The organism is Rhodococcus sp. 1168, assembly GCF_002091955.1.
In the GTDB taxonomy this organism is placed as follows: Bacteria; Actinomycetota; Actinomycetes; order Mycobacteriales; family Mycobacteriaceae; genus Rhodococcoides.
In genome coordinates, this window is record NZ_MKKY01000028.1 from 1 (window position 1) to 16,585 (window position 16,585).

11 protein-coding genes and 2 pseudogenes are annotated in these 16,585 nt (G+C 59.7%); 8 read left to right on the plus strand and 5 right to left on the minus strand.

Features of this window, described 5'->3' with window-relative positions; genetic code table 11:
- The first annotated feature begins 41 nt into the window (after nucleotides 1-41).
- Together BJI47_RS03290 and BJI47_RS03295 are read left to right on the plus strand one after the other, a co-directional pair.
- Nucleotides 42-1,244: an acyl-CoA dehydrogenase family protein gene (locus BJI47_RS03290; protein ID WP_088942392.1), complete on the plus strand. Its 1,203-nt coding sequence runs from the start codon at nucleotides 42-44 to the stop codon at nucleotides 1,242-1,244.
- Nucleotides 1,245-1,516: 272 nt separating this feature from the next.
- Nucleotides 1,517-2,341, plus strand: coding sequence for an SDR family oxidoreductase (locus BJI47_RS03295; protein WP_088942393.1), 825 nt, complete (start codon nucleotides 1,517-1,519; stop codon nucleotides 2,339-2,341).
- A 256-nt stretch (nucleotides 2,342-2,597) separates the two neighbouring features.
- Here the strand turns inward: BJI47_RS03295 and BJI47_RS24410 are convergent.
- Nucleotides 2,598-2,727, minus strand: a pseudogene (locus BJI47_RS24410) (helix-turn-helix domain-containing protein); the annotation flags it as partial.
- Between the two features lie 556 nt (nucleotides 2,728-3,283).
- Here BJI47_RS24410 and BJI47_RS24945 point away from each other — a divergent pair.
- Nucleotides 3,284-3,403, plus strand: a pseudogene (locus BJI47_RS24945) (IS3 family transposase); the annotation flags it as partial.
- A 176-nt stretch (nucleotides 3,404-3,579) separates the two neighbouring features.
- Here BJI47_RS24945 and BJI47_RS03305 read toward each other — a convergent pair.
- Together BJI47_RS03305 and BJI47_RS03310 are read right to left on the minus strand one after the other, a co-directional pair.
- A complete protein-coding gene (locus BJI47_RS03305) occupies nucleotides 3,580-4,458 on the minus strand; it encodes a response regulator transcription factor (protein ID WP_254900347.1) in 879 nt (292 codons plus the stop codon).
- 67 nt (nucleotides 4,459-4,525) lie between these two features.
- On the minus strand, nucleotides 4,526-5,302 hold the full coding sequence (locus BJI47_RS03310) for a glucose 1-dehydrogenase (RefSeq protein ID WP_088942395.1): 777 nt from the start codon (nucleotides 5,300-5,302) through the stop codon (nucleotides 4,526-4,528).
- A gap of 160 nt (nucleotides 5,303-5,462) precedes the next feature.
- Between BJI47_RS03310 and BJI47_RS03315 the strand changes: the two genes are divergently transcribed.
- Complete coding sequence (locus BJI47_RS03315; protein WP_088942396.1) at nucleotides 5,463-5,828, plus strand: response regulator; 366 nt, start codon at nucleotides 5,463-5,465, stop codon at nucleotides 5,826-5,828.
- 29 nt (nucleotides 5,829-5,857) lie between these two features.
- Here the strand turns inward: BJI47_RS03315 and BJI47_RS03320 are convergent, their stop codons facing one another.
- Nucleotides 5,858-8,995, minus strand: a complete 3,138-nt coding sequence (locus tag BJI47_RS03320; protein ID WP_217808501.1) for an ATP-binding protein — start codon at nucleotides 8,993-8,995, stop codon at nucleotides 5,858-5,860.
- Between BJI47_RS03320 and BJI47_RS23620 the strand changes: the two genes are divergently transcribed.
- The 3 genes from BJI47_RS23620 (at nucleotide 8,904) to cofC (ending at nucleotide 13,076) form a co-directional block, all read left to right on the plus strand.
- The gene (locus tag BJI47_RS23620; RefSeq protein ID WP_217808502.1) at nucleotides 8,904-9,527 is read left to right on the plus strand and encodes a response regulator transcription factor; all 624 of its coding nucleotides are present in this window, start codon (nucleotides 8,904-8,906) and stop codon (nucleotides 9,525-9,527) included. The genes BJI47_RS03320 and BJI47_RS23620 overlap by 92 nt on opposite strands.
- Before the next feature lie 376 nt (nucleotides 9,528-9,903).
- Nucleotides 9,904-12,438 (plus strand): bifunctional FO biosynthesis protein CofGH, encoded by a 2,535-nt coding sequence (locus BJI47_RS03335; RefSeq protein WP_088942399.1) that lies wholly within the window; start codon nucleotides 9,904-9,906, stop codon nucleotides 12,436-12,438.
- Nucleotides 12,435-13,076, plus strand: coding sequence for a 2-phospho-L-lactate guanylyltransferase (cofC, locus tag BJI47_RS03340; RefSeq protein ID WP_088942400.1), 642 nt, complete (start codon nucleotides 12,435-12,437; stop codon nucleotides 13,074-13,076). Before BJI47_RS03335 ends, cofC begins: the two co-directional genes overlap by 4 nt.
- 62 nt (nucleotides 13,077-13,138) lie before the next feature.
- On the opposite strand, the gene BJI47_RS03345 is transcribed toward cofC, so the two are convergent.
- Nucleotides 13,139-14,332, minus strand: coding sequence for a thiolase family protein (locus tag BJI47_RS03345; RefSeq protein ID WP_088942401.1), 1,194 nt, complete (start codon nucleotides 14,330-14,332; stop codon nucleotides 13,139-13,141).
- A 675-nt stretch (nucleotides 14,333-15,007) separates the two neighbouring features.
- Between BJI47_RS03345 and BJI47_RS03350 the strand changes: the two genes are divergently transcribed.
- Complete coding sequence (locus BJI47_RS03350; protein ID WP_088942402.1) at nucleotides 15,008-16,582, plus strand: AMP-binding protein; 1,575 nt, start codon at nucleotides 15,008-15,010, stop codon at nucleotides 16,580-16,582.
- The last annotated feature ends 3 nt before the right edge of the window (nucleotides 16,583-16,585 follow it).

A 16,585-nucleotide genomic window follows, 5' to 3' on the forward strand; every position in this document is an offset into this window, starting at 1 on the left:
ACCGAGCGATCGCTCGGTCTGAGATTTCGAGGAGCATGTCTGTGGCTGTCGATCTGACCTACTCACCCCACGTCCAGGCGCTGATCGGCAAAACGCGGACTTTCATACGGGAAGAGGTCCTCCCGATCGAAGACGAATTCCTCGGAAATTTTACCGACGCAGGTGGCGATGAGCTGCGGATTTCGCTGCAACAGGCGGCGAAGAAGGCGGGCGTGTTCGCGCCCCACGCACCCGTCGAGTACGGCGGCGCAGGCCTGAACATGAGCGACCGCGCACCCCTGTTCGAAGAGGGCGGATACTCGCTCTTCGGGCCTGCCGCGCTCAACATCGGTGCGCCCGACGAGGGAAACGTGCACATGTTGGCGCATATTGCCTCCGGCGCACAGAAGGAACAGTTCCTGGCACCGCTGGCAGCAGGCGATGTCCGATCGGCATTCGCGATGACCGAACCCGCACCGGGTGCAGGCTCGGACCCCTCGGCGTTGCGGTCCACCGGAATCAAGGTCGAGGGCGGTTGGCGCGTCGACGGGCATAAATGGTTCATCACCGGCGCCGATGGCGCAGGATTTTTCATCATCATGGCCCGCACCGCAGGCAAGCCCGGTGACCGCGGAGGAGCGACGATGTTCCTCGCGCCCGCCGACACCGAAGGTATCAAGGTCGGCCGCCACATCGGCACTCTCGACCAAGCGACGATCGGTGGCCACTGCGAGGTCTTCTTCGACAATGTCTTCGTCCCCGACGAGAACGTGCTCGGTGCCGTCGACGAAGGATTCAGCTACGCGCAGGTGCGTCTCGGACCTGCCCGCATGACACACGTCATGCGCTGGCTCGGTGCAGCCAGACGCGGACACGACGTCGCTGTCGCGCAAGTTGCGCAGCGTGAAGGGTTCGGCTCTGTCCTCGGCGATCTGGGCATGATTCAGAAGATGGTCGCCGACAACGAAATCGACATTGCCGCGACGCGAGCGCTGCTGGTCCAGGCCTGCTTTGCGCTCGATCAGGGCTCGACGGCAAGTAACGAGACGTCGATCGCGAAGACATTTGCAGCCGAAGCCGTCTTCCGGATCGTCGACCGCAGTATCCAAATGTGCGGGGGCCTCGGGGTTTCCGACGACCTTCCCCTCGCGCGACTCTCGCGTGAAATCCGCCCTTTCAGGGTGTACGACGGCCCGTCCGAGGTCCATCGCTGGGCCATCGCAAAGCGAGTTGTCGGCGCCGCGAAGAAGGCCTCGAAGTCGTGAAGTAACCGACCAACTGGTGATCTTGGCGCCAATCTGCGTAGTCTCAGCACGCTGGCGGTATCTGCACTTTTCAGAGTTATAGCGTTAGGATGACGCTTGGTGATTGTTGGTGAAAATTGCCTGAATTCACCCCCTGGGGAACCTTAAATACGATCCACAAGATTTCGGTATTGTCGAAAGAAATCTGAACCCCATGGCATCGCAGTGCTTAAAACTGGATCAACTGCGTCGGTCGCTGTGACCGAGGTGATGGTAAACGAAAAGGAACCGATATGAAAATTGCGCAGAAAGTGGCGATTGTTACCGGTGGCGGTGGCGGGATCGGCGGTGCTTTGGCTGCGCAATTGGCCTCTGGGGGTGCACGTGTCGTAGTAGCGGACATTGATGCTGCTGGAGCAGCATCTGTGGCGGACGCTATCAATTCGCGAACGCCCGGAGCGGCAGTGTCAGCAGGTGGGGACGTCGCTGACGAAAAGGTTATCGCCAGTTTGATTTCACAGGCAGAGCGAGAGTTTGGATCCGTCGACCTATACTTCGCGAACGCAGGTGTAATGGGAGACATGGGCCTCGGTATCACTGAAGACATGTGGAGCACGATGATCGACGTCAACGTTCGGGCTCACATTCGGGCGGCCAAGCTTCTTGTGCCTGGTTGGGTCGAGCGCGGTGAAGGCTACTTCATCAGCACCGCTTCTGCGGCCGGTTTGCTCAGTCAAGTCGGGTCGGCTGCCTACTCAGTGAGCAAGCACGCTGCGGTGGCTTTTGCAGAGTGGCTCTCGATTACATATGGAGACCAAGGTGTTCGAGTCAGCTGCCTGTGCCCGATGGGCGTCGACACAAAGCTTCTATATGCAGGCGAAAGCACGGAAGACCCGATCGGCAGGGCGGCGACCGGAGCCGTTTTAGCAGCGGGAGACGTACTGAAACCTGCTGAGTGCGCCCAGATCGTTCTTGCCGCGATAGAGGCAGAAGAGTTTCTAATCTTGCCACACAAGAATGTTCTGGATATGTGGCGCCAGAAGAGTGCCGACTATGACCGCTGGTTGCGTGGAATGCGCCGGTATCAGGCATCTCTGCTCGCAGGCACAAGGTATTGACGTGTCCCCGGTGAACTGGGCGGATCGACGTCCCAGACTGTAACGCGTTGAGCGGCGGTAGGTTGTTACGTCGTTCGATGTACCCGGGCGGCATGTCGTCGTATTCGGTGTGGATGTGTAGGCAGCCTGGCAGTACTCCGACGAACTTGTTGCCGAGTGCGAGTAGCGCCGGATTCCGGTCCAGCAAGCATGGTTTGGGAAGCCTGGCCTGCACACCAGCACGCTTGGTTATTGCGGCGGCAGGATAGCCACCACGGCCACCATTCCTCCTGATTTCACGGCTCACAGTCGACGGCGCACGACCCAGGGCGGAGGCTTTCGATCGAATTGTGTCTCCGGGCGAGGATTGAGCGCGAGATTGCCTCACGCTCAACAAGAGTCAAAGAGCATATTTTGCACTCTGGGCTCCGCAGGCGCGATGCCGCCGTGATACTTCAGAAGGGTGAAGGCCGATCCCGGAGCCTTACCGGTTGCGCCGGATATGACACTGATCGACTCTAGACCGCCAGCGCCTCCATAACTTGGACTTCTCTTCATCCAACATTCCAGGTCGGCCGATCCTCGACACCCGCGCCCCCATTCAACTGCACTGTTGCGCTGCCTTTGATTGTAAGATGTCTTTGTCCTGATTGAAGACCTGCTTGCGTAGCCTGGCAAGTTCAGTGAGCTTTGTTGCGATCAGTGGTTGACCGCGGACGCGGCCAATTCACATCATGGGCGTTCACCCGCCGGGCGCACGAATCGGGACTGGTCCCGTCGATGGGATCGATCGGCGATTGCCTGTTGACCGGCTAATCCACCCAATTGTTACCGCGAATCGACACGCCGACCCGCGAAATGCTTGATCGGCGGTGACGTTGGGGTTACACCTGTCTCATGACGATTCAGCACGCGCTGGATCTCGGACCCGGCACCGATGTCGCCTGGACACTGTCCGGGGCCCACACCATGTTCGAGTACCTCGAGATCTTTCACAATCGCCAACGTAGGCACAGCGCTCTCGGGATGCTGACACCGATCGAGTTCGAGAACGTACGCTTTACACATCAACCCGTATCCTGAAGTCAAATATGACGGCTCCCACGAAACTCGGGGCACATCAGTCTGCAGACTTGCCGGGGTGATTCAAACCTCAGACGGTGGCCTGATGGCAGGCGTTCCACACCGCACCCTCGGCTGAGTCCTGTGGTCTATCGAACCTGGGCAATCCTGGGCAATCCTGGCCATCTCTCCTGCAGTCATGATGCTTGTGTGATCTGATAGCCAACGCGCCGAACCGTTTTGATCCACTGTGGATTGGAAGGATCGTATTCTACCTTCTGTCGTATCCGGTGGACGTGCTCAGTGACTGTGGACTGGTCCTGCCACTGCGAGGATGAGCGCCACACATGGGTGAGCAATTGTGCGCGTGTGAAGACCTGCCCCGGTTTGCCGGCCATGAAGGCGAGAAGGTCGAACTCGCGTGCTGTCAACTCAACGCGAACATCACCGACGGTGACTGTGCGCGCGAGCAAGTCGACATAGAGATCGCCAAACCGCAATGGAGATAAGTCATGGCCGTTCGATCGTCGAAGTACAGCACGGATTCTTGCTGCCAACTCACCGAGATTGGCCGGCTTTACCAAATAGTCGTCCGCTCCCATGTCGAGAGCTACGATGCGGTCCATCTGCCCTGTTCGTCCAGACACGACAATGACCGGAAGCAAGGAAGCGAGAGGGTCGGAGACCGTCCGGATTTTGCGCAACATGTCAAGACCACCAATTCCCGTGCTGCTGAGGCCCAGATCCAGAACTACCAGATCAGGCTGGCTGCGGTCGATCGATTCGAGTGCGGATTCGCCGTCCGGGAATCCAACGACGTTGAAACCCTCGGACTCCAATTTCCAGGACATCAGTACTCGAATCCGTTCGTCGTCATCAACGACCATGACCGTCTTCGGTTGGCTCGTGAGCATGATCGTCGGGCTCCTTGGCAACGATTTGGTATCGGGTTCGGACTCTTCGACGGCGAGCCAGTCGTCGGAGGTCGACGGCGGACTGCGCATGAGGTGACAGCTGGCGTCGGCGAGCGAATCCGTCCAAAGTTGGTGCAGGTCGGTAGTGCGGGTTGCGGCCATCGCGTGGTCTTTCTGCTCGAGCGGATTTGGTCGCTCTGTTCGAAAAACCTCGCGACGGCCGCAGAGATCACGCCGCGGTAATTCCGCCGTCGATCACAAGTTCGGATCCTGTTACCCAAGTCGATTCGTCCGACGCGAGGTACAGAATGCCCCAAGCCACGTCCTCGGGAATGCCCGGTCGACCGAGCGGATGTACAGCGGCCAACGCCTTGTAGAACTCGTCGCGGTCTCCCGTGTTGTCGCCGAGTTGTTGCACCATCGGCGTCCACGTGTAGCTGGGATGCACGGAATTGACCCGAATGTTGTATCCGGATTTTGCCACGTGCAGCGCAGCAGACTTCGTGAAGAGCCGCACGGCTCCCTTGGAAGCGTTGTATGCGGCCAGATTGTCGATACCGACAAGGCCTGCGATCGAGGAGATATTGACGATCGACCCACCCTTCGGATCCTGGGCTTTCATCACTTTGATGGCTTCCCGGGTACCCAGAAACACAGCTTCGCTGTTGATGCTGTTCACCCGACGCCAGCCTTCGAGGGTTGTATCCTCAACATTTGCGTCGTCAACGATGCCCGCATTGTTGACGACAATGTCGATGCGACCATGTGCGCCCATGATGGTGCTCATGATCTCGGCCCATGCCGCTTCATCTGTTACATCCTGATGTAGGTAGGTGGCGTGTCCGCCCTTCGCGACAATGTCCTCTGCGAGCGTCGTGCCCTCCTCGTCGAGCACATCGGTCAAGACGACGACAGCACCTTCCTTTGCCAGTAGCCGTCCGGTTGCTTCACCGAGTCCACGAGCACCACCGGTGATCAGAGCGACTTTGCCCTCAACTCTTCCCATAACACTCTCCCAATCCATTGTGACTGCTGTCACAGGCAACGCTAGGGCTTCGCAACGGACGCCAGAAGGTGTCAAAACACCAACTTGACCCGGTGCATATGAACCATCCGCATCACCGTCGGCGCCGGTAGCGTGGGAGCAATTGGAAAGGAGCCGAACAGTGAATGTTTTGGTGGTGGAGGACGACCGCGCGGGACGTGAACTGTTGGGTATGGTCCTGGAGAGCCGCGGGCATCGGGTCGACAGCTACGCGAACGGGCAGGGCGCGTTACTCGCCGCGCGAGTGTCGCATCCGGATATTTTGATTGCTGATCTTATGCTGAGTAGCGGGTATACAGGCTTAGACCTTGTCATCGCGTTCCGCGCTGATGATGGACTCAAGTCGATACCCATTCTCGTGCTCACTGGCATGTCGCGCTCGGCCGAGTTGCGTCTCGCACGTGAGAGCGGTGCCGATGTCTGCCTGACCAAGCCTGTGGATATACCACAACTACTATCCACGATCGAGGCACTTATAAATCCATAACATTTCGACAGTCGTTGTTGCGAGGAAACTCATTGCTCGTTCAGGTTGAGTCCACTGCGGACTGTGCGCATCAAATCATCGATGACCACAGGCTTCGGTATGAACTCGATAATTTCGAGATCACGAGGAACTCCACCCGTGGCGGCGCTTAGTGCGACAACAGGAACATCTCGACCAGGTAATTCGGTACGGACACGACGAATCAGGTCCCAGCCATTTCCGTCCGGAAGTTGGATATCGAGCAAGATCAAGTCGATTCTCTGACTGGGATCATCGAGAAGGTCCCAAGCCTCCGCGAGGGTCTTCACTGAAACAACGGTGATTGCTGAGGTCTGAGTGAGCGACGATTCGATCAGTCGTGCACAGGCTGGGTCGTCCTCGACAGAAAGGACGATGCCACCAGCTTCATTCTTCGTTTCCTGGGTTTTAGGAGGTAGCAGCGGCACCCAGTCTGCACTGGCGAGGGGCAGTGAGACCCAGAAGGTGCTTCCACAACCGATCGTACTGCGAACATCGAGGTGACCATTCATCAACTTGACCAGTTGTTTCGACAATGCGAGGCCCAAGCCGGATCCCTCGGCCGGATGCTCGCCGACTCGCTTGAACGGTATGAACAGGTCTGTCAGATCGTCTTCGCGGATGCCGGGCCCTGAGTCGGTTACCGCTATGCAATCAGTCTCGACCGAAATCTCGACGCGACCACCGGATGGCGAGAACTTGATTGCATTGCCCACGAGATTGATCAGGACTTGACGCAACCTCTGAGAGTCAGCGCGTATCCACAGATTTGGGTTTTCGGTACGCACCTCGAGCACAATCTCGCGATCGAGAGCCAAACCCGTGACGATTTCGATTGTGTCATGGACACTGTCGAGGGCTCTGACAGCCTCCAAACGCATCTCTAGCTGTCCAGTCTCCGCGCCTGACAGATCGAGTAAATCGTTGATCAGCTGGAGAAGATGGCGTCCTGCTGCGAGGATATGGCCCACCCCTTCGGTCTGGCGTTCCGGGGTGAGGCCGCCCATCTCCATCAATTGGGCAAATCCGATCACAGCGTTCAGTGGGGTGCGTAACTCGTGGCTGACAAGCGCAAGAAAATCGGTCTTCGTCTTACTGGCTGCCTCTGCGACGGCTTGTTCCCTCCTGGCATGGGCCACCCGACGACGCTCAGTCAAATCGAATAGTTCCACGCAGAAATACATCGGATCACCATCGGGCCCGGATACCAAAGACCCGCTCATGGCGGCCCAAAGTGGCGAGTCCGGGTCATTTGTCGTCACCCTCACCTCAGAGAGTCGGAATGACTCGTTGCCACCAGCTGATCGACAAGATGCAGCAGATCGAACGCCTTCCCGAAGACTCGTCGCATCCATCGGTTGAAGGAATTCTCCGAGCTGACGCCCGACACCGGGGGATCCCAGCATCGCTATCAGCGCCGGATTGGTTTGCAACAGTACACCGTCCATATCCATGACGGCCATTCCGACAGCAGCCCCGGTAAAGGCGCTGCGAAATCTGGATTCACTTTCCTGTAATCTGGAAAAAAGCATATAAGTGCCTATCGCAATCGACGCTGTATATGTGAATCGATTGACAAGCTCGATTGCGATAGGCGTCGGTTTCCATGGTTTCGAATGATAAACCGCAAAGGTGCCGAGCACTTCGCCTCGATCGGCATCGAGGATTGGAGTGGACCAACAAGAGCGGAGTCCGTGCCGGATCGCAAGGGTGCGAAAAACCGCCCATCGGTAGTCGGTGGCGATATCGACCGCAACCACTGGGCGCTGAGTGTAGGCCGCCGTGCCACATGAGCCGACTTGTGGACCGATCCGGACGCCGTCGATGGCCTGACGGAATGGCTCTGGAAGGTTGATGCTTGCGCCGTGCGACAACGTACCTGCCGCACGATCGAGCAACAAGATCGAGCAAATGCTGTCTGGAAGTTGCGCTTCCATCGCTCTGATCACGGCGCTGAGGCTCTCTGTGAGCGGTACGCGCCTGGCAATCCCTTCCAATATTTCGGCCTGAGCCTCGAGCAGCCCCAGTCCGGTGGATGGAAGTGTCTGTACTTGCTGCTCAGGTTCCTCAGACCGCCCAATAGGTAAGCGTAGGAGTACACATGTGCCGGCATGCCCGTCTCGCCGAAGGACCCGCAGTTCCCCGCCTGCCGCGTCGGCGAACTCCGTGGCCTCGCTCAGCCCGATCTCGTTTTGATTCTCTGGCCAGCCACTCTGAAATGCGGTGTGTGCACGCTTCAGCGACCATTCCACCGGAATACCGCACCCGTCGTCGATGATGCGGATCTCTACCGAATCCCGATCAGTACGCACCTCGCATTGGATAGTTTCAGCGCCGGCGGCTGTCGCATTGTCGATAATCGCTTCGATGGCGTCTACAAATTCGGAGTAGTCAACGACTACGGGAAAGGGGCCGTCGGCACGCACAGTTATTGTCGGCCCTGCGCGAGAAGCCTCATCGCCTGTGGCAATCTCGCTCGTGAGCGTCGTCGCGACGTCGATCTCCCGCAGTGATCCATAACGGGCCCTCCCCGGTCTACCGGCTCTCCAGGTCAAGTCACGACCCTGGCCGGCGATCTGTCGGAGCTGCTCGACCCGGGTAGAAGATTCTCCACCAGTGGTAAGCACGTCGGCCATCATGCCGACAGACAGGAAGGCTGTACCCAGATCGTGGACAGCTTGTCGGTGGTCCGTCATAGATGCGCGGCGTCGGTCGGCAAGTCGCCGAGCGGCGATGGTCGCCCAGCGCACGGTTCGGGGATCGGCATCACATGGAATTACAATGTCAGCTCCATCTAGTTGAGCCTGAACTGACAAATCGGGCCTATACGAAGGGACAAGTGCAACGATGGCAGAATCGGGATCGGACGCCCTCGTGTTGGCCACTGACACTGCGGCGACAACTTGACAAGAAGTTTCATGTGGATCTTCGTCGTCGCGCTGAAGGAGCTTCTGCATGGATAATCCCCAAGCACAAATACATCGTGAACAAACCTCGGCTGCGGCTCGAATGCCACAACCGCAATCGACCATAGCAGCACGCTTGGATACCTCATCGGTGGTCATCATCGATGACCACCGGGTTTTTACCGAGCTGTTCGCCGAGGCGCTGCAAGGCGCTGGGTGGCTTGTGCCTGCGACCGCGTTCAACCTCGCAGACGGGATGGCCGCGGTCGAGCGATTCCATCCAGATCTTGTAGTACTCGATCGCAACCTGCCAGATGGGGACGGACTGACCGTCCTCGAGCACATTCGCCAGGTAACTCCGGAGACGCGAGTATTGATGCTGACTGCATCCACAGATCGCGACGTCTTGCGCGAAGCGCTCGCCGCTGGGTGTCACGGGTACGTCACCAAATCGCGCGGCATTTCGGAAGTGCTGGCCGCAGTCGATGCAATGAATCGAGGTAACACCCCGATATCGACCGATCTCGGTCCCTCAGTTGGACCGGGTGCATATGAACCTGCTCCCTCCTTCACAGCTAGGGAGACCGACGTGTTGGAACTCGTCTGCGCAGGCATGACCAACCGCGAGGTTGCAGAGCGCCTATATCTCAGTGTGAACACCGTCAGGAATCATGTCGCTCACATACTGGACAAACTTGGTGCTCGCTCGAAACTCGAAGCGATGGCGATCGTCGGGCGCTCCGGTCTTGTCGGGACACGACCGGAGCGACGTTGATCATTCGTTGAGATGAACTTGTTCTTCCGGTGATTCCGACGTAGGAAACTATCGGGTGTGACGATGTCCCAGGTGACCGGATCGAGCACGACAGTCTTCGAGATGTCTACTCAGGCGTGGAGTGAGGGAAACTCGAGCTGCATGCATTGATCGATCCCTCGGTTCTCGGTTCCGAGTTCATACCTTTTTCACTGTCGAGAAACAGCAATGGCACGGATCTGCTTTCTCGGCAACCAATTTCGGTGGCCACAATTGCAAGTGGCTACTGTCACGACCGGAGACCGGTGTGCGGATTGGAGCTACCACGGCGTCACCCGCGAGACACCCGGGCTAATCCGACTGGCTTCTGGTATGTACTACATAGACAGGACACGCAATGACCGTAGAGTCGGCAACGCCGTCGCTCACTTCGAATCCCTCGGCCATGCGTCGCGTCCTACGTCGCGCACGCGACGGAGCGACTCTGAATGTCGACGAGGCATCGATGCTGTTGCAGGCACGTGGCTCCGACTTGACGGACTTGTGTGCATCGGCTGCAAAGGTTCGCGACGCAGGGTTGTTGGCCGCTGGACGTCCGAACACCGTGACGTACTCGCGCAAAGTGTTCATTCCGCTGACCCGCCTGTGCCAGGACAAGTGCCACTACTGCACCTTCGTGACAGTGCCGGGCAAGCTGCGTTCCGAGGGGCACGGAATGTACCTCGAACCTGACGAGGTGCTTGATATTGCCCGCGCCGGGGCTGAATTGGGTTGCAAGGAGGCGCTGTTCACCTTGGGTGACCGCCCGGAGGCACGCTGGCCCGAGGCCAAGCAGTGGCTCGACGAGCGCGGTTACGACTCCACCCTCGACTACCTGCGGGCGATGTCGATCCGCGTTCTAGAGGAAACGGGACTTCTCCCGCACCTGAACCCCGGGGTGATGAGTTGGCAGGAACTTTCGCGTCTCAAGCCGGTAGCACCGTCGATGGGAATGATGCTCGAGACCACTGCTACCAGGCTGTTCACCGACAAGGGTGAATGCCACTACGGCAGCCCGGACAAAGATCCGGCCGTTCGGTTGCGAACCTTGACCGATGCGGGCCGTCTGAACGTTCCGTTCACAACCGGCATCTTGGTGGGCATCGGGGAGAACTTCTTCGAGCGTGCCGAGTCGATAATAGCAATTCGCAAGTCGCACAAAGCATTCGGTCATATTCAGGAAGTCATCATCCAGAACTTCCTGGCCAAGCCGGACACGGCGATGCGCGATGCTCACGATGCGGGTCTCGACGAGTTCCTTGCTGCTATCGCCGTCGCTCGTCTGCACCTGGGCCCGACGATGCGGATCCAGAGCCCGCCCAATCTTGTCTCCAACAGTGAATGCCTGGCCCTCCTCGGTGCCGGCGTCGACGACTGGGGCGGGGTTTCGCCGTTGACTCCCGATCACGTCAACCCCGAGCGCCCGTGGCCGAACCTCGAGACCTTGGCCGCTATCAGTGCGGAGGCAGGCTTCGCGCTCACCGAGCGTACTGCCGCGCAGCCTGCCTACGTTCTGGCCGGAGCACCCTGGATCGACCCGCGGATCGCCGGTCATGTTCAGGCGCTAGCCGATCCGAAGACCGGCTTGGCCAAGCTGGATACCAGGCCGGTTGGTCTGCCGTGGCAGGAGCCGGACGAATCCTGGGAGTCGAGTGGACGTGTCGACCTCAATACCGAGATCGACACGGACGGCCGCAACACCGAAACGCGCAGTGACCTGGGCAGCGCTTTCGGCGACTGGGAGACCGTGCGCGAGCAGGTTCTCGAACTGAGCGCTCCCGTTCGCGTCGACACCGATCTTCTTGCTGCACTGCGCAGTGCCGAGCGTGATCCGGCCGGATGCTCCGACGACGAGTATCACGCTCTCGCCATCGCCGAAGGTGTCGGACTGGAAGCTGTTGTCGCACTGGGAGATATACTCCGCAAGGAAGCCGTCGGTGACGATGTCACCTACGTGGTCAACCGCAACATCAACTTCACCAACATCTGCTACACCGGTTGCCGGTTCTGCGCCTTCGCGCAGCGCAAGGGTGACGACGACGCCTTCACCCTCTCGGCTGAGCAAGTTGCCGACCGGGCGTGGGAAGCGCACGTCGCCGGGGCCACCGAGGTGTGCATGCAGGGCGGTATCGATCCGGAACTCCCCGTCACGGGCTACGCCGACCTGGTGCGTGCGGTCAAGAAGCGCGTGCCGTCTATGCATGTCCACGCGTTTTCGCCGATGGAGATTGTGAACGGCGCTTCGCGCAGTGGTGAGAGCATCCGCGATTGGCTCACGGCGTTGCGTGAAGCGGGACTGGACACGATCCCGGGCACCGCAGCCGAGATCCTCGACGACGAGGTGCGTTGGATCCTCACCAAGGGTAAATTGCCGACGGCAGAATGGATCGAAGTAGTCACGACGGCGCACGAAGTGGGCCTGCGTTCGAGTTCGACCATGATGTACGGGCATGTCGATCAGCCGCATCACTGGGTCGGGCACCTCAACGTTCTGCGCGGAATCCAGGACCGCACAGGCGGATTCACCGAATTTGTTCTCCTGCCCTTCGTACACCAGAGTGCCCCGCTGTACCTGGCTGGTGCGTCGCGGCCAGGTCCGACAATCCGGGACAATCGCGCCGCGCACGCCTTGGCGCGCATCATGCTGCACGGCCGGATCCCAAACATCCAGACCAGTTGGGTCAAGCTGGGCACCACCGGAACGCAGATGATGCTCAACGGCGGCGCCAACGACCTCGGTGGGACGCTGATGGAGGAGACCATCTCGCGGATGGCCGGATCCCAGCACGGCAGCGAGAAGACAGTCACAGAACTGCGTGCCATCGCCGAAGGTATCGGCCGACCGGCACGTGAGCGAACAACCACTCACGCAAGGCGTATTCAGATCCCATGATCAGGACCACGAGCAACCGCTATGGAGTCGTAGTACCCATCCGGTCACTGGAAACGGGTAAGAGCCGCCTTCTGCCTGATTCGCATCCCCTGCGGCCACAGCTCGCGCTTGCGTTCTTTCTCGATACAATTTCCGCGCTTGAACGCAGTCCGTTCGTGGATCGTATCGTGGTGGTGTCGAAAGACATGACCATCCACCGATCCGTTCGGGCGCGATGCGAGGTTGTGGCGGACGCCGAGTCTGGCCTTGCAGCTGCGGTGGACATCGGTGTCGAAGAGTTGCGAAACGGGCGGCATGCCGGGCCTGCTGCCGTTGTCCTCCCGGACTTGCCCTTTGCGACTGCCGACGCCTTCGACGAGTTCTTTCTCGATGCGCACAAACACGAGCGTGCATTCTTGGCCGACTCTGCCGGTGACGGCACGACGTGTGTGACAGCGACGTCGACGGACTTGCTGATCCACTGCTTCGGTCCGAACTCAGCCCGTACGCATGCCGCGATCGGACTCGTTGCACTAGGCGTTCCCGTACCCGCCTTACGTGCTGACGTAGATGTCCTCACCAATTTGTGCGATCAGCAGTCGCTGAAACTAGGTGCGGAGACCAGCAAAGTGTTGAGCCGTTGGCGGATCCACGTATAGCGAGTCGACTGCGACTCCACCCTGACCGTCGATCGGTGTATTGCTGTTCGGGAAAGCGACATTTACATACGTTCGATGATCGTCGCGTTTGCCATGCCCGCGCCTTCACACATGGTCTGCAGACCGTAGCGTCCGCCACTGGCTTCGAGGTGATTGACCATTGTGGTCAGCAGACGCGTTCCGGAGGATCCGAGTGCATGGCCGAGCGCGATGGCGCCGCCCCAAGGGTTGAGCTTGGCAGGGTCTGCCCCGAACTCCTGCGCCCATGCCAGGGGCACAGGAGCAAAGGCCTCGTTGACCTCGTACGTATCCATGTCCGCAATGGTCAAACCGGCACGCGCAAGAACCTTGCGAGTGGCGGGGATCGGTGCGGTGAGCATGAAGATCGGGTCGTCGCCGGCTACGGAGAAAGAGTGGAAGCGCGCACGCGGGGTCAGTCCCAGCTTGGACGCCATCTCTTCACTCATGATCAGAGCAGCGGAAGCTCCGTCGGTGAAAGGTGAGGAGTTGCCGGGGGTGATTGCCCACTGTGCCTGCGGGAAACGTTCTGCGTACTTCTCGGTGTGGAACGACGGCCGCAGCCCGGCCAGACCTTCTGCAGTGGTGGAGCCTCGGATCGTCTCGTCGACGGTGTGCGAAACGGTCTCTCCAGCAGCACCAATCACCGAGATGGAGACGATCTCTTTGTCGAACAACCCCTGCGCCGCCGCTGCTTCGGCGCGCTGATGGGAACGCACAGAGAACGCGTCGAGGGCTTGACGGTCGAACTTCCATTTTGCGGAGATCAGCTCGGCGGAGATGCCCTGGTTGACCAGGCCCTCGGGGTAACGTGCGGCAATCCCGGGGCCTGATGCGTCCTTGCCCATGGTTGTGGATCCCATGGGGACCCGGCTCATGGATTCGACTCCGCATGCGATCACGATGTCGTAGGCTCCCGCGATGACGCCCTGGGCTGCGAAATGCGCTGCCTGCTGACTTGATCCGCACTGGCGGTCGATGGTGGTGGCCGGAACCGAATCTGGGAACCCGGCGGACAGAACCGCACTCCGGGTGATGTTCAGGGCCTGTTCACCGGCTTGCCCGACGCAACCGCCGATGACGTCATCGACGAGTGCGGGGTCGAGATCGTTGCGTTCGATGATCGAACGCAGAACATGCGCCATCAGTTCGACTGGGTGGGTTCCAGCCAACGCCCCACCAGGCTTTCCTTTGCCGGATGCGGTCCGGAGGACATCGACGATCACTGCCTTGGTCATGGTGAGATTTCTTTCGTGTGAAGGGGTTTGGCGCGGATGGCGACCACGAGATGACGCAGAGCGTACAGATCAGAGGGTAGCAGCGCCTCGCCAGAGCTGCTACCGATTCTCCCCGGAATCCCTGCTGGACCGTCCCCGATGTCGCCCGTGCCGGAGCCCTTGGACAGTGACTGAGTTAGCTTCCTACACAGCAGGTTCCCAGTCGGCGGAGTTCACGGACGATGAATCATCGACCGGACGCGTGGCATCACTCCACCGATCGCCAATGACCTAAGGGCGGCGTCCTGCTGGACCGGGCGAACTGCTCAACGCTTGGATGGCCCGTACTCGACCGCTTCGACACAGCTTCAGGGCAGTCGGCTAGGAGCCAACGGTGTCGCGGCTCGATCCAGCTCGAGGGGCGGCCCCGCTGCCGGGATGGTGCAAATGCACTAGATCAATGTGGTGTGGTGAGCCCTTCTGCCCGGGCGAGTCTGCGCATAGCGTGGCAATCATCACACCTGGCGCAAGTTCACGACGGAGGACGAAGTGGGAAGAATCCGAGGCAAGGCTCGTCTGACCGCCATCGTTTTCCAGGGCCGGGAGACTGCGATCGATCACGTCTCGATTGGTCCATCAGGTTCGCAACCTTCCACTCCCCGTAGCCTTCTCGCCCGCACCTCATCAAGGAGTTCGATGACCTCCGGTCAATTGACGCTGCGCGACCTGTTCACGACCGCACTCGACCGCTTTGACGGTCAACCCGCCATCACATCAGATGGGACTACCGTTTCCTATCGGCAAGTTGTCTTGCAGGCGAACGGATTAGCGCGATTTCTGCACGACAACGGGGTGTCCCCAGGCACACCGGTTGCACTCATGATGAGCAACGGAGTCGAGTATGTAGTCGCTGACCAAGCGGTGCTGCGCTGCGGCGGCGCGAAAGTTCCGCTCAACGACATGCTGAGCGGCCGCGATTCGCGGTACATCCTGCACAACAGTGGTGCATTGGTGGCGATCACGACGCCCGCGCAACTCCCCCATGCCCTCAGCGCTCTCGCAGATCCCGATACGCCACTGCGTACGGTCGTGATCGTCGGCCCTGCACCGGTGCCGTCGATTTCGGGCGCAGTTCTGTGGGCGGACGCCGTAGGCGAAGGGGCATCCGCCCCGCCCAACGTCAGGATCGACCCCTCGGACATCGGAATGATCATCTACACCGGAGGGACCACTGGGGACCCGAAGGGCGTGATCCACTCGCACGGCGGACTGGCCCTGAATGTGCTCTCGCATGCCCTGGAGATCGGATTCGGTGACGACGAGCGGCTCATCATCACCTCACCACTTCCACATTCTTCGGGGTTCCACCTGCAAGCAGGCATGCTCAAAGGAGCTCACTCCTTCGTCGAGTCCGGCTTCGTGCCGGAGCTCGTCCTGAGTCGAATCGAGCTCGACAGGGCTACGTTTCTATTCGCCGTCCCAACGATGATCTACCGGTTGCTCGACCACATCACGCAAGCGACCGTCGAACGCACGGTTGACTTCTCGTCGCTGCGGACAATCCTCTACGGAGCCGCGCCTATCACACCGGATCGGCTCACGCAGGGCTTGGAAACCTTCGGGCCGGTATTCATGCAGCTCTATGGTCAGTCGGAAGCACCGAATTTCATCACGCGACTGACCCGCCAAGACCACGACCCCGCCAGGCCCGAGCGCTTGACCAGCTGCGGGCGGGCGGTCAGTATGGCCAGAATCCGCATCGTCGATGAGGACGGCAACGAATGCCCACTCGGTGTCGTCGGCGAGGTCACCGCGATGACGCCGTACACGATGGTTGGGTACCTCGGGATGCCGGAGAAGTCTGCAGAGACCATCCGGGATGGGTGGCTGTATACAGGCGATCTCGGGCGAGTCGACGAGGACGGCTACCTCTACCTCGTCGACCGCAAGAACGACATGATCATCACCGGCGGAATGAACGTCTACTCCGGCGAGGTCGAGAACATCATCGCGCAGATCGATGGCGTCGCTCAGGTCGCCGTCATCGGGATCCCCCACCCGGATTGGGGTGAGGCCGTCGTCGCGTTCATCGTCGAGTCGAGCGCGGGGTCCGCCGAACATGACGGCATCATCGCGCACTGTCGCGTGCAGCTTTCTCGGTACAAGGTACCGAAAAGTTTGCAAATCGTCACTGAACTGCCTCTGACAACGCTCGGCAAGCTGGACAAGAAGGCACTTCGAGCAACTGCAACCTCCAGACAAGCCCCGTAGCGT

Coding starts and splice junctions, on each gene's coding strand:
- BJI47_RS03350 (WP_088942402.1), top strand. CDS start 15,008: ATGACCTCCGGTCAATTGACGCTGCGCGACCTGTTCACGACCGCACTC.
- BJI47_RS03335 (WP_088942399.1), top strand. CDS start 9,904: ATGACCGTAGAGTCGGCAACGCCGTCGCTCACTTCGAATCCCTCGGCC.
- BJI47_RS03310 (WP_088942395.1), bottom strand. CDS start 5,302: ATGGGAAGAGTTGAGGGCAAAGTCGCTCTGATCACCGGTGGTGCTCGT.
- cofC (WP_088942400.1), top strand. CDS start 12,435: ATGATCAGGACCACGAGCAACCGCTATGGAGTCGTAGTACCCATCCGG.
- BJI47_RS03295 (WP_088942393.1), top strand. CDS start 1,517: ATGAAAATTGCGCAGAAAGTGGCGATTGTTACCGGTGGCGGTGGCGGG.
- BJI47_RS03345 (WP_088942401.1), bottom strand. CDS start 14,332: ATGACCAAGGCAGTGATCGTCGATGTCCTCCGGACCGCATCCGGCAAA.
- BJI47_RS03305 (WP_254900347.1), bottom strand. CDS start 4,458: ATGGCCGCAACCCGCACTACCGACCTGCACCAACTTTGGACGGATTCG.